Raw genomic sequence first — 13,055 nt, 5'->3', positions numbered from 1 at the left:
GTCGCCGCGAAGGGGACGTATCCGCGGGCGGCGAGGCCCACTGCGGCGGCGACGAGCTGCTGTTCCGACGTGCCGCCCGGGCGTGCCCGCGCCGCCCGTCACCGGTGCCGCGCCCACAGTCCGCTCCCTCCGCCACGTCCGGGTGCCCCCGGCGGGCGCCCGCCACCGGTTACGGGCCGACGGGTGCCCCCGAAGGTGACCACCCCTGCCCGCCCTCTGTGAGCTGCCGTTCCACGAACGCCAGCTTGGCCGGGCTCAGGACCGACCGGATCACCGCGATGGCCCCGCCCCGTACCTCGAAGGACGCGGTCGCGACCAGTGTGTCGCCCGCCCGGGCGACCAGCGCCGGAGCGCCGTTGATCTCCACGACGTCGAGCCGCATCGAGGCCACGGCCCGCACCGAGGGGCCCGTGAGGAACCGCAGCACCTTGTCCCGGCCCTCGATGGGCCGCAGGGCCGCCCGGACGGCGCCCCCGCCGTCGCTGCAGAAGGTCACGTCGGCGGTCAGCAGCTTCTCCAGGCCGGCCAGATCGCCCTCCTGGGACGCCGTGATGAAGGACTTGACCAGCTCCCGCAGCCGCGCCTCCTCCACCTCCGCCCGCAGCCGGTTCTCCGGCGCCGCGATCCGCGCGGCGGCCCGGCGGTACAGCTGGCGGCTGTTGGCCTCGCTGACGTCCAGTACCCCGGCGATCTCCCGGTGGCTGTACGCGAAGGCCTCGCGCAGCACGTACACCGCCCGCTCCGTCGGGGTGAGCCGCTCCAGCAGCACCAGCAGCGCGGTCGACACCGCGTCCCGCTGCTCGGCGGACTCCAGGGGGCCGAGCGCCCCGCTCTCCGTGACCACCGGCTCCGGCAGCCAGGGGCCCGTGTACCGCTCGCGCTGGGCGCGGGCCGAGGTGAGCCGGTTCAGGCAGAGGTTGGTGATCACCTTGGCCAGCCAGGCACCCGGGCGGTCGATGCCGTCCCGGTCGGCGCCGTTCCAGCGCAGGAAGGCGTCCTGCACCACGTCCTCGGCCTCCTCGGCCGAGCCCAGCATGCGGTAGGCCAGCCCGAACATGCGCGGGCGGTGGCTCTCGAACTCGTCGACGGTCTCGGTCGCTCTCGCTGTCACACCGTCAGCCTGCCACGGCCGCCCTCCCGGGCACGCGGGAGACCCGGTGGCGGGCAAGGGCCGTTCTTCACCGCCACCGGGTCTCGTCCTGAAGGTGCGTCAGATGTCAGCAGGCACCCAGATCCTGCCAGACACCCCACTCACCGGTCGTGCCGGGCTCGTCGCCCCGGGTCCACCACTTCGCCTTCCACTGGTGGGAGTTGTGGGAGACGGTGTCGCCGCCGTTGTAGACGTCGCCCGCGGCCCACGCGGGAGCGGTGCACGTCCCGGGCGTGTCCGTCTGGGTCGGCGTCGGGCTCGGAGTCGTACCGGTCTCGGTGGGCGTCGGCGTCGGGGTGGTCTGCGAGCCGGGATCCACCACCGTCGTCCCGCGCGCCAGGTCGCCGGCCAGGGCGTAGGTCCTGCCGCCGAAGCTCACCGTCCAGTTCGACGGGGTCGAGGTCGGCAGGTAGTACACGAAGTCCAGCTCCACCGAGGCGCCCGGCGCCAGCGTCTGCCAGGCCGGCAGCTTCAGCGAAACCCGGTGGTAGTCGCCCTTCAGGCCGCCGACGTTGTCGCCGGTGTGGTCGCTGCGGACGATCTTCGCGCCGAAGCCGGACTGGTCCTTGGCGTTGGCCGGAGCGGAGGTGCCGTAGTCGAACTGGAACTCCGTACCGCCCGGCAGGGTCGCCGTCGTGTTGTTGGTGATCTTCAGCTTGGGGCTGATCGGGTAGTTGGAGTCACCGAGGGGGAAGGCCCCGAAGTCCACGCCGATGTCGACCGCCTCGGACGGCAGGTCGGTGGTGGCACGCTCGGCGCCGTACGGGGCGGCCGACTTGAACGTGTCGTACATGACCGTGGTGAGCGTGTCGCCCTGCTCGTACTGGCCCTTGGCCGCGTTCCAGTCGTAGTCGCCCGCCAGCTCCCACACCATGGTGCCGCCGATGCCCCGGTCGGCGACGTAGTCGGCCTTGGCCTTCACCGACTGCTCGTCCTCGGTCGACAGGAAGACCTTCTTCTGGGCGTTCCACAGCCAGGGCGCGACCAGGGCGGAGCTGTACTTGCGCTCGTAGCTGCCGGTGAGCCGCGTGTCCGCCGGGAAGCCGTAGTCCGCGAGGTAGTCGCCGACGACGCCCTTCTCCAGGTTCTTGGCGTGCCACATCGGGTTGGAGCCCGCCGGGGACTCCTTGCCTTCGTCGTCCTTGTCGTGCCACAGGTTGTCGATGCCGACGGCGCCGTCACCGCACTTGGTCAGGCCGGACCCCGCCGGGCAGTCGGTGGTGGCCGCCTTGCCCCACAGGCCGTCGGTGCCGCCCTGCACGTTCTTGAAGCCGCGTGTGTAGTACGGCAGGCCGATGTTGATACGGCCGGCCGGCATCGAGGTGCGGAAGTAGTGGTACGCCCAGTCGGCGTTGAGGTAGCCGATCCCGCCGTACTGCGAGGTCGTGTAGACCCCGGCGGCGGCCAGCTCGCCGTCCTTGCCGTCGTCGAACAGCGAGGCGTTCGGGCCGACGTACTCGTTCCAGGCGCCGTGCAGGTCGTACGACATGATGTTGACGTAGTCCAGGTACTTCTGCTGCTGGTACGTCTCCATGCCGCGCAGGAGGTAGCCGGAGGAGGGGGCGGCGACGGTCAGCATGTAGTGCCTGCCGTCGGCGGCGCCCGCCCGGTCGAGCTTCTCGCGCAGGGTCTTCATCAGCGCCGAGTAGCCCTTGACCAGGCCCGCGCGGCGCGGGTTGGAGATCGACCAGTCGAGCGGGTTGCCCGCGTCCTTCATCGTCGTCGCGTACTCGTAGTCGATGTCGACGCCGTTGAAGCCGTACGTCCGGATGAACTCGACCGCCGAGTCGGCGAACGTGTCGATCCCGGCCTGGTTGACGGAGCCGTCCGCGTGGGTGGCCATGGAGTAGAAGCCGCCGGACGCGACCCGGTCGCCGTTGTCGTCGAAGTAGCCGCCGGTCTCGGCCCACCCGCCGACCGAGATCAGCGTCTTGACGTCGGGGTGCTGCTTCTTGAACTTGTTCAGCAGGTTGAAGTGGCCCTTGTAGGGGAGGGCCGGGTCCATCTCGGCGCCGGGGACGCCGGGCCAGGTCATCCCCGTGGCCGCGTTGTCCGGGCTGTCGGAGCCGACGGAGATCTTGTTGTTCCCGTCCACGTGCGCGAACGCGTAGTTGATGTGGGTGATCTTGTCCCACGGGATGTCGGAGGCGAGGTAGGCGGGCGTCCCGTCCTTGCCCGTCCGCCAGCCGGTGAAGTAGCCGATGACGCGGCGCTGGTGGTCGTCGCCCATCTTCTCGCGGCCCTCGGCGTCGTACACCGAGCAGTACGGGACGTCGACGCCGGGCGTCTTGTGGAGGCCGTCGGGGCGGCAGTTCTCATGATCGGCGGCGTGCGAGACGCCACCCGAGAGCGAGCTGAGCAGCAGTCCGGCGACGGCGGCGCCGGATGCGAGCAGCGAGGCTCTCGCACGGGGGGATGACAGCACGGTCGGCTCCTCCTGGTGGAGTCGGGCTTCACACAACATGCGGCTTCTGGCAGGGGGTTGGTGGTGCCGGGCCCGGGGTGTGCGCACACCGGAGGGCCGCCTCCGCGGAGAGGTGACGCAGACACTAAGAGGACTAGACCAGAGCGTCAATAGGTCTGGACCAATCGAATACGGTGATCGCTTCGAGGCCGGGCTCCGCCGCATTCCGGCTGTCGCTGTGAGTCACCCCACAGTGGATCACCCGTTTGGCCGGCGTGCCCTCATGGCACACTTGCCCTGTATCAGCAGCAGCGCACTCCGGGGTCGGTGCAATTCCGAACCGGCGGTTAAAGTCCGCGACCCGGCCGCAGCCAGTGGCCGGTTGACCAGGTGAAACTCCTGGACCGACGGTGAAAGTCCGGATGGGAGGCAGTGCGCGGCGGGCGAACCCCGGCAGGGTGCGTCGGCCGTCTGCCGGTCGCCGGGCACGCCTGCTCCGGCATCCGGCCGGACGTCTTACCGGCCATTCCTGTACGAAGGTGCCGTACCGCTTCTTCTGTCGTCATCGACAGTGCCCCGGAGTCCGTGCCCGATGAGGCAGGAGGACCCGGTGGCCACCGCAGCCGACGTGAACGCCATGCGCCGAGCCGTCATGCTCGCCGCCCGCGGACTCGGCTCCACCCGCCCCAACCCCGTCGTCGGCTGCGTGATCCTGGACGCCTCAGGACACGAGGTCGGCGCCGGACACCACGAGCGCGCCGGAGGCCCGCACGCCGAGGTGCACGCCCTGCGCCGGGCCGGTGTCCTGGCCCGCGGCGGCACCGCGTACGTCACCCTGGAACCCTGCAACCACACCGGCCGTACCGGGCCCTGCGCCCAGGCGCTCATCGAAGCCGGAGTCACCCGCGTGGTCTACGCCGTCGCGGACCCGAACCCGCAGGCCGAGGGCGGCGCCGACACCCTGCGCGCCGCCGGGGTGACCGTCGAGCGGGGACTCCTGGCCGAGGAGGCCGAGGCGGGCAACGCGGCCTGGCTCACCTCCGTACGGCTGCGGCGTCCCTGGGTCCGCTGGAAGTACGCGGCCACACTCGACGGCCGGACCGCCGCCGCCGACGGCACCAGCCGCTGGATCACCTCCGCCGAGTCCCGCGCGGACGTACACCGGCTGCGCGCCGAGGCCGACGCCGTGCTCGTCGGCTCCGGCACCGCACGCGCCGACGACCCCCATCTGGCGGTACGCGGCATCGAGGGGGCCCTTCAGCCGCTGCGGGTCGTCGTCGACACCGAGGCCGCCGCGGTGAAACCGGGCGCCCGGGTCCTCGACGGCACCGCGCCCACCCTGATCGCCGTGGCCGAGGACGCCGACGCCGGCCACCTGGACGGTCTGGACGTCGTACGGCTGCCCAGGGCGGACCGCGGGCGTGGCCTCGCCGTCCCGGCCCTGCTGGCCGCCCTGCACGCCCGGGACGTCCGCTCGGTGCTCCTCGAGGGCGGCGCCACCCTCGCCGGGGCCTTCGCCGCCGAGGGCGCGCTCGACGAGGTCGTCGGCTACCTCGCCCCCGTCCTCCTCGGCGCGGGACCCGCCGCCCTCGGGGACGCCGGGATCACCACCATCGGCGAGGCGCTCCGCCTCGACGTGACCGACACCACCCGCATCGGCCCGGACCTGCGGATCACGGCCCGGCCCACCACCACCCACAAGGAGCACTGAGTGTTCACCGGAATCGTCGAAGAACTGGGTGAGGTCACCGCCGTCGAGACCCTCGACGACGCCTGCCGCTTCCGCGTCCGCGGGCCCGTCGTCACCGAGGGCGCGCGGCACGGTGACTCCATCGCCGTCAACGGCGTCTGCCTCACCGTCGTCGAGCACGAGGGCGACGAGTTCACCGCCGATGTGATGGCCGAGACCCTCAAGCGCTCCAGCCTCGGCGCCCTCACCGTCGGCTCCCGCGTCAACCTGGAACGCCCGATGGCGGCGGACGGCCGCTTCGGCGGGCACATCGTCCAGGGCCATGTCGACGGCACCGGCGCCGTCGTCTCGCGGACGCCCTCCGAGAACTGGGAGATCGTCAAGGTCTCCCTGCCCGCCGGACTCGCCCGCTACGTCGTCGAGAAGGGCTCCATCACCGTCGACGGCGTCAGCCTCACCGTCGTCGAGGCGGGTGCCGACCACTTCACCGTCAGCCTCATCCCCACCACCCTCGCCCTCACCACCCTCGGCGTGAAGCAGCCCGGCGACCCGGTGAACCTGGAGGTCGACGTGATCGCCAAGTACGTCGAGCGGATGCTCGGCACCGGCGGGGAGACACGGTGAGCATGTTCGACTCCCTCAACTCCGTGGCCTTCACGGCCTTCGGGCAGGACATCAAGTGGTCCGACATGACCGGCAACGTCATCGGACTGCTCGCCCTCGCCCTCGGCTGGCGCCGCTCCCTGTGGACCTGGCCGGCCCAGCTCCTCTCCGGCGCCGTCCTCGTCGCCGCCTACGCCTCCGCCCAGCTCGGCGGCGGCGTCGGCAAGCAGCTCCTGGTCATCGCGGTCGCCGCCTGGGGCTGGCGCCAGTGGAGCCTCGGCAGGCGGCGGGCCCAGGACGGCTCGCTCGCCGTGCGGTTCGCCACCTGGAAGGAGCGCGGACTGCTGCTCGGCGGCGCCGCCCTCGGCACCCTGGCCGTCGGCGGGCTGTTCACCCTGTACCCGTCGCTGTCCTGGAGCCCGTGGGCCGACGCGTACATCTTCGTCGGCACCCTCGTCGCGATGGTCGCCCAGGCCCGCGGACTGGTCGAGTTCTGGTTCGCATGGCTGCTCGTCGACCTGGTCGGCGTGCCGCTCGCCTTCAACAGCGGCCTCGCCTTCTCCGGACTCGTCTACGTCATCTACGGCGCACTCGTCCTGTGGGGCATGCGCGACTGGTGGCTGCGCTCCCGCACCGCCCCCGCCCCGGCTCTGGAAGGAGCACCGGCATGACCACCGCCCCCGAGCTCACCGCCCTCCCCGCGTGGGAGCCGGCCGACCTCGCCCTCGACCCCGTCGAGCAGGCCATCCGCGACATCGCCGCCGGACGCCCCGTCGTGGTCGTCGACGACGAGGACCGGGAGAACGAGGGCGACCTCGTCGTCGCGGCCGAGAAGGCCACCCCCGAGATCGTCGCCTTCATGATGAGCGAGTGCCGCGGCCTCATCTGCGCCCCCATGGAGGGCGCCGAACTCGACCGCCTCCAGATGCCGCAGATGGTCGGAGAGAACACCGAGTCGATGAAGACCGCCTTCACCGTCTCCGTCGACGCGACGGCGGCCCACGGGGTCACCACAGGCATCTCGGGCCCCGACCGCGCCACCACCCTCCAGCTCCTGGCGAGCGGTACCGCCCAGCCCTCCGACTTCGTCCGCCCCGGCCACATCTTCCCGCTGCGCGCACGCCCCGGCGGCGTCCTCGTCCGAAACGGCCACACCGAGGCCGCCGTCGACCTGGCCCGCCTCGCGGGGCTGCGGCCGGCCGGCGCCATCGTCGAGATCGCCGGCGCCGACGGCATCATGCTGAGGCTGCCCGAGCTGGTCCCGTTCGCCCGCAAGCACGGGCTGACGATCATCTCCATCGAGGACCTCATCGCCTACCGCCGGGCCACGGAGGCCCCCGAGACCCCCGGGCAGGCCGACGAGGCGGGCCTGGACACCTCCGCCCCGGCCGTACGGCGGGAGGCGGAGGTCACGCTGCCCACCGCGCACGGCGACTTCACCGCGTACGGCTACCGCTCCGCCGACGGCGTCGAGCACATCGCACTCGTCCACGGCGACCTGGGCGACGGCCGGGACATCGTCGTCCGCGTCCACTCCGAGTGCCTCACCGGCGACGTCTTCCACTCCCTGCGCTGCGACTGCGGGCCTCAGCTGCACGCCGCCATGGACCGGATCACCCAGGCCGGGCGCGGTGTCGTCGTCTACCTGCGCGGGCACGAGGGGCGCGGCATCGGACTGCTGCCCAAACTCCGCGCGTACGAACTCCAGGAGCGCGGCCGGGACACCCTGGACGCCAACCTGGAACTCGGCCTCCCCGCCGACGCCCGCGACTACGCCGCCGGCGCCGAGATGCTCACGGATCTGGGTGTGCGCAGCGTCCGGCTGCTGACCAACAACCCGGACAAGACCTCGGCCCTCGCCCGGCACGGCATCACAGTGACCGGCCGCGAGCCGATGCCCGTCCAGGCCGGCGAGCACAACCTGCGCTATCTGCGCACCAAGCGCGACCGCATGGGACACGACCTGCCCTGGCTCGACGAGCAGGCCGGTGTCTCCCCCTGCGCCAGCCAGTAGGACCCGTCCCCCCCTCCCCCGACCCATCAGCAGCACAGCACCGAGGAGCAACGTGAGCGGCAAGGGCGCACCCGAACTGACCGTGAAGAACGCCGGAGACCTCCGGGTCGCCGTGATCGCGGCCCAGTGGCACGACACGATCATGGACGGCCTGGTCGGCGGGGCCCTGCGCGCCCTGCACGAGCTGGGCATCGACGAGCCGACCGTCCTGCGCGTCCCCGGGAGCTTCGAGCTTCCCGTCGTCGCCAAGACCCTCGCCGGGCGCGGCTACGACGCGGTGGTCGCCCTCGGCGTCGTCATCCGCGGCGGCACCCCGCACTTCGACTACGTGTGCCAGGGCGTCACCCAGGGCCTCGTCCAGGTCTCCGTCGACACGGGCGTCCCCGTCGGCTTCGGCGTCCTCACCTGCGACACCGAGGAGCAGGCCCTGGACCGCGCCGGACTCGACGGCTCCCACGAGGACAAGGGCCACGAGGCGGTCACCGCCGCGGTCGCCACCGCCATGACGCTGCGCACGGTCAGCGAACCCTGGCGCTGAGCCCCGTACGGGCGGGCCGGCCGCCGTGCGGGCCGGGCGGCGTCCCAACGGCCGGACGCGCTGCACGGGCGGCGCCGCCCACCCCGTACCCTTGGACCATCATGGCGAACAAAACCTTCGAAGAGCTCTTCACCGAGCTGGAGCTCAAGGCCAGGACCGGCGACCCCGCCACCTCCCGTACCGCCGAACTGGTGGACAAGGGGGTGCATGCCATCGGCAAGAAGGTCGTCGAAGAGGCCGCCGAAGTGTGGATGGCCGCCGAATACGAGGGCAAGGAAGCCGCAGCCGAGGAGATCTCGCAGCTGCTGTACCACGTACAGGTGATGATGGTCGCCCGCGGGATCTCCCTCGACGACGTCTACGCCCACCTCTGAGCCCCGCCCCCTCCCGCACCGTACTCCTAGCAAAGGAAGCCCATCCCATGCTGCGCATCGCCGTTCCCAACAAGGGTTCTCTGTCCGGACCTGCGTCGGCGATGCTCCATGAGGCCGGCTACAAGCAGCGCAAGGAGTCCAAGGAGCTGGTGCTGGTCGACCCGGACAACGAGGTCGAGTTCTTCTACCTCCGCCCCCGGGACATCGCGATCTACGTGGCCTCCGGCAAGCTCGACATCGGCATCACCGGCCGCGACCTGCTGCTGGACTCCGGCGCCAATGCCGAGGAGATCCTGGAGCTGGGCTTCGCCCGCTCCACCTTCCGCTACGCCACCCGGCCCGGCACGGCGAGCGGCCCCGCCGACTTCTCCGGCATGACCATCGCCACCTCGTACGAGGGCATCGTCGCCAAGCACCTGGCCGACCACGGGATCGACGCCTCCGTCGTGCACCTGGACGGCGCCGTCGAGACGGCCATCCAGCTCGGCGTCGCCCAGGTCATCGCGGACGTCGTCGAGACCGGCACCTCGCTGCGCAACGCGGGCCTGGAGGTCATCGGGGAGCCCATCCTCACCTCCGAGGCGGTCGTCGTCCGCCGCACCGGAGCCCCCGCCGGCGACCCCGAGGTGGAGCGCTTCCTTCGCCGCCTCCAGGGCGTCCTGGTGGCCCGCAGCTACGTGATGATGGACTACGACTGCCGCGCCGAGCACTTGGAGCAGGCCGTCGCCCTCACCCCCGGCCTCGAGTCGCCGACCATCTCCCCGCTGCACAACGAGGGCTGGGTCGCGGTGCGGGCCATGGTCCCCGCCAGGGACGCCCAGCGCATCATGGACGACCTCTACGCCCTGGGCGCCCGCGCCATCCTCACCACGGCCATCCACGCCTGCCGCCTCTGAACCGGAAGTGCATGTTCCATGACTGACGCGGCCCCCGCGACCCCCCACGCCCCGCCCGCTCTCCCGGTCACCTTCCGGCCACGGCGCTCCCGGGCGGTGCTGCTCACCACCGGCGCGGCCCTCTTCGCCGTCATCACGGTCATCGCGCTGATGCTGGAGCGGCTGAGCCCGGGGGAGCGGGTCAGCTTCGTCTTCACGGCTGCGCTGTTCGCCGGGGTGCTCGTCCTCCTCAGCCGCCCCAGGATCGTGGCGGACGAGGAGGGCGTGACGGTCGTGAACCTCACCCGGACCCGCCGTCTGGCCTGGCCGGAGATCCTCCGTGTCAACCTCCGGGTCGGGGACCCGTGGGTGTTCCTGGACCTCAGCGACGGCACCAGTCTGCCCGCGCTCGGCATCCAGCCGGGCATCGGCAAGGCCCAGGCCATCCGCGACGCGCAGGCCCTGCGCGTGCTGGCCGAGGCCCGGGGCACAGGCGCCGACGAGCACTGACGCGCCGGGGCGTTCCGGGCGGACTTCGACGCGGTCTCCCCGGGACCCTTGAGCCCTGTCGTCGCGTGGCTACTCTTGTCGCGGCGGCGCCGAGCGCGCCCCGCCCCGCACACACGGCGGCGGTCCGGCCCCTGCGGACCGGACCGCACCCGCCCGGAACCGTCCGGGCGGCAGCCGGCGGGGCACCTGCGACCCGAGGAGTGACTCCCTCCAGCAATGGACGGCTCGTCCTGTAGTACCTGCGCCGCCCCCTTGGCACCCGAGGAGGCGGCGGCATGACCATCGCTCTCCTGCTGCTCTGCGCGGCCTTCCTCCTGATCCTCGCCAACGGCTTTTTCGTGGCCGCCGAGTTCGGCCTCGTCACGGTCGAGCGGGCGGACGCCGAACGCGCCGCCGCGGAGGGCGACCGGCGCGCCCGCACCGTCGTGAAGTCCCTGCGCGAGCTGTCGTTCCAGCTCTCCGGCACCCAGCTGGGCATCACACTCACCTCGCTCGTCGTCGGCATGCTCGCGGAACCGGCCCTCGCCCGGCTGCTCAGCGCGCCGCTCTCCGCGACCGGCGTGCCCGCAGGAGCGGTGCCCGGCATCGCCGTGGTCACCGGCATGCTGGCCGCCTCCGCGCTCCAGATGGTGATCGGTGAACTGGTGCCGAAGAACTGGGCGGTGTCCCGGCCGCTCCAGGTGGCCCGGTTCGTCGCCGGCCCGCAGTACGCCTTCTCCGCCCTCTTCCGGCCGGTGATCGCCCTGCTGAACGGGGTGGCCAACCGGCTCGTACGGCTCTTCGGAGTCGAGCCCACCGAAGAACTGGCCTCCGCCCGAACCCCCGCCGAACTGGTCTCCCTCGTCCGGCACTCCGCCCGGGCCGGAGCCCTCGAACAGGACACCGCGGACCTGTTCGTGCGCACCCTCTCCCTCGGCGGGCTGACCGCGCAGCACGTGATGACCCCGCGGGTGAAGGTCAGCGCGCTCCAGGCCGACGCCACGGCGGCGGACGTCCTCAACCTCACCCGCGCCACCGGCCTGTCCCGCTTCCCCGTGTACCGCGAGCGCATCGACGAGATCGTCGGCATGGTCCACCTGAAGGACGCACTCGCGGTGCGCGCCGAGAAGCGCCTGCACACGCGCGTGGGCCGGATCGCGGTGCCGCCGCTGCTCGTCCCCGAGACCCTCCAGGCCCAGGAGCTGCTGGAACGGCTGCGCAGCGAGCAGCCGATAGCCGTGGTCGTCGACGAGTACGGCGGCACGGCGGGCGTGGTGACCCTGGAGGACATCGTCGAGGAACTGGTGGGCGAGGTGCGCGACGAGCACGACACGCCGACCGGGGAGCCCGCCGGACCGGCCGCGGTCGCCCCCGAGGACGGGCTCCCCGCCTGGGAGGCGGACGGCAGCTGCCGGGTCCACGAACTGAAGCGGATAGGCCTGGAGGTGCCCGAGGGCCCGTACGAGACGCTGGCCGGACTGGTCGCGGACCTCCTGGGCCGTATCCCGGCGGCGGGCGACCGCGCCGAACTGCCGGGCTGGCGGCTGTCCGTACGGCAGGTGGACCGCTACCGGGCGGAGCGGGTGCGGCTGGTGCGGATGACGGACCCGGCGGCCGCCGCGGAGCCGGATGCGGCGGGGGACCCGGCGGTGTCCGAGGTGGCGGAGGCGACGGCCCGGTGAGCGCGCTCCAACTTCTCTTCGCGGGCCTTCTCGTCCTCGGGAACGGCTTCTTCGTCGGCGCGGAGTTCGCCCTGGTGTCGGTGCGCCGCAGCCAGATCGAGCAGCAGGACTCCAAACGCGCCCGGAAGGTCCTGTACGGGCTGGAGAACCTGCCGCAGATGATGGCGGCGGCCCAGTTCGGCATCACGGTGTGCTCGCTGACGCTGGGGGCGGTGGCCGAGCCGACGGTGGCGCGGCTGCTGGAGCCGGTGTTCCACGCGATCCATGTGCCCGAGGGGCTCATCCACCCCCTCGGTTACGTCATCGCACTGGCCGCGGTCGTCTTCCTCCACCTGGTGGTGGGCGAGATGGTGCCCAAGAACCTCGCCATGGCGGCGCCCGAGAAGACCGCGCTGTGGCTCAGCCCCGCGCTGGTGGGCTTCGCGCGCCTGTGCCGTCCGGTGACCCGGGCGCTGGGTGCGGCGGCGCACACCGTGCTGAAGGGCTTCGGGGTGGAACCCAGGGACGAGGTCGAGGCGGTGTTCACCAGCGAGCAGCTCAACCGCCTGGTGGAGGACGCCGGCCAGGCCGGTCTGCTGGCCCCCGCCGAGCAGGAACGGCTGGAGGACGCGCTCGAACTGGGCACCCGGCCGGTACGGGACGTGGTGATCCCGTGCGGCGTGCTGGTGACGGTGGCGCCGTCGGTGACCCCGGCACAGGTCGAGGAGCTGACGGTGCGCACCGGCTACTCCCGCTTTCCCGTGCGGGCCGAGGGCGGGGGCACCTTTCTGGGCTTCCTGCATGTCAAGGACGTCCTGGACCTGGAGGACCCGGACCGGGCGGTGCCGCAGCACGTGTGGCGTCCCATGGCCACGCTGCGGGCGGAAACCCCCCTGGACGAAGCCCTCACGGTCCTGCGCCGCGCGGCCACGCACCTGGCCCAGGTGGCCGACGCGTCGGGCCGCGTGCTCGGCCTGGTGGCCCTGGAGGACGTCCTGGAGGTTCTGGTGGGCGAGGTCCGCGACCCGTCCCACCGGGGGGTGCCCGCGCGGTAGCGCAGGGGACCGGCCGCCGGGTCCTCCGGAGAAGCGGGTTCCCGGGCGGCACTCCCGCTGCCGGCGGTCGCCCCTGCCCAGGCCGAAGCCGGGAACTCGGGGGAGAAGCCGCGTACATGGGAGGGGGCACCGCAGGAGCGGTCCGGACGCCCGGCGCCCGGACCGCACGCCGTGTGCGCCGCGCCCCCGCTGCCGGGGTGAC

General features: G+C 72.3%; 12 protein-coding genes and 1 riboswitch. Of the genes, 10 read left to right on the top strand and 2 right to left on the bottom strand.

Going from position 1 to position 13,055, the window contains the following annotated elements; translation table 11 throughout:
- Positions 1-169: 169 nt before the first annotated feature.
- Together I3F58_RS22425 and I3F58_RS22420 are read right to left on the bottom strand one after the other, a co-directional pair.
- On the bottom strand, positions 170-1,111 hold the full coding sequence (locus I3F58_RS22425; RefSeq protein ID WP_308355051.1) for an RNA polymerase sigma-70 factor: 942 nt from the start codon (positions 1,109-1,111) through the stop codon (positions 170-172).
- A gap of 106 nt (positions 1,112-1,217) precedes the next feature.
- The gene (locus I3F58_RS22420; RefSeq protein ID WP_240110455.1) at positions 1,218-3,575 is read right to left on the bottom strand and encodes a chitinase C-terminal domain-containing protein; all 2,358 of its coding nucleotides are present in this window, start codon (positions 3,573-3,575) and stop codon (positions 1,218-1,220) included.
- Positions 3,576-3,863: 288 nt separating this feature from the next.
- A riboswitch (FMN riboswitch) is annotated at positions 3,864-3,994 on the top strand.
- Between the two features lie 170 nt (positions 3,995-4,164).
- Here I3F58_RS22420 and ribD point away from each other — a divergent pair.
- From ribD to I3F58_RS22370, 10 genes are all read left to right on the top strand, one after another.
- Positions 4,165-5,265: a bifunctional diaminohydroxyphosphoribosylaminopyrimidine deaminase/5-amino-6-(5-phosphoribosylamino)uracil reductase RibD gene (ribD, locus tag I3F58_RS22415; protein WP_240110454.1), complete on the top strand. Its 1,101-nt coding sequence runs from the start codon at positions 4,165-4,167 to the stop codon at positions 5,263-5,265.
- Positions 5,266-5,868 carry a riboflavin synthase gene (locus I3F58_RS22410; protein WP_240110453.1) on the top strand — a complete coding sequence of 201 codons (603 nt, stop codon included), beginning with the start codon at positions 5,266-5,268 and terminating at the stop codon, positions 5,866-5,868.
- A 2-nt stretch (positions 5,869-5,870) separates the two neighbouring features.
- Positions 5,871-6,518: a nicotinamide mononucleotide transporter family protein gene (locus I3F58_RS22405; RefSeq protein WP_275678817.1), complete on the top strand. Its 648-nt coding sequence runs from the start codon at positions 5,871-5,873 to the stop codon at positions 6,516-6,518.
- Entirely contained in the window at positions 6,515-7,861 is a 1,347-nt protein-coding gene (locus I3F58_RS22400) for a bifunctional 3,4-dihydroxy-2-butanone-4-phosphate synthase/GTP cyclohydrolase II (protein WP_240110451.1), read from the top strand. Before I3F58_RS22405 ends, I3F58_RS22400 begins: the two co-directional genes overlap by 4 nt.
- Positions 7,862-7,913: 52 nt before the next feature.
- Complete coding sequence (gene ribH, locus I3F58_RS22395; RefSeq protein WP_240110450.1) at positions 7,914-8,399, top strand: 6,7-dimethyl-8-ribityllumazine synthase; 486 nt, start codon at positions 7,914-7,916, stop codon at positions 8,397-8,399.
- Between the two features lie 101 nt (positions 8,400-8,500).
- Positions 8,501-8,773 carry a phosphoribosyl-ATP diphosphatase gene (locus I3F58_RS22390; RefSeq protein ID WP_240110449.1) on the top strand — a complete coding sequence of 91 codons (273 nt, stop codon included), beginning with the start codon at positions 8,501-8,503 and terminating at the stop codon, positions 8,771-8,773.
- Positions 8,774-8,820: 47 nt separating this feature from the next.
- Positions 8,821-9,669, top strand: coding sequence for an ATP phosphoribosyltransferase (hisG, locus tag I3F58_RS22385; RefSeq protein WP_240110448.1), 849 nt, complete (start codon positions 8,821-8,823; stop codon positions 9,667-9,669).
- 18 nt (positions 9,670-9,687) lie between these two features.
- Positions 9,688-10,158 (top strand): PH domain-containing protein, encoded by a 471-nt coding sequence (locus I3F58_RS22380; protein WP_240110447.1) that lies wholly within the window; start codon positions 9,688-9,690, stop codon positions 10,156-10,158.
- Between the two features lie 275 nt (positions 10,159-10,433).
- Positions 10,434-11,819, top strand: coding sequence for a hemolysin family protein (locus I3F58_RS22375; RefSeq protein ID WP_240110446.1), 1,386 nt, complete (start codon positions 10,434-10,436; stop codon positions 11,817-11,819).
- Positions 11,816-12,853, top strand: coding sequence for a hemolysin family protein (locus I3F58_RS22370; protein WP_240110445.1), 1,038 nt, complete (start codon positions 11,816-11,818; stop codon positions 12,851-12,853). Before I3F58_RS22375 ends, I3F58_RS22370 begins: the two co-directional genes overlap by 4 nt.
- Positions 12,854-13,055 lie beyond the last annotated feature (202 nt).

It is taken from the genome of Streptomyces sp. MUM 203J, from assembly GCF_022414595.1.
Classification (GTDB): domain Bacteria; phylum Actinomycetota; class Actinomycetes; order Streptomycetales; family Streptomycetaceae; genus Streptomyces.
Note: the sequence above shows the minus strand (reverse complement) of the source record. Positions and strands in the feature narration are given on the sequence as shown.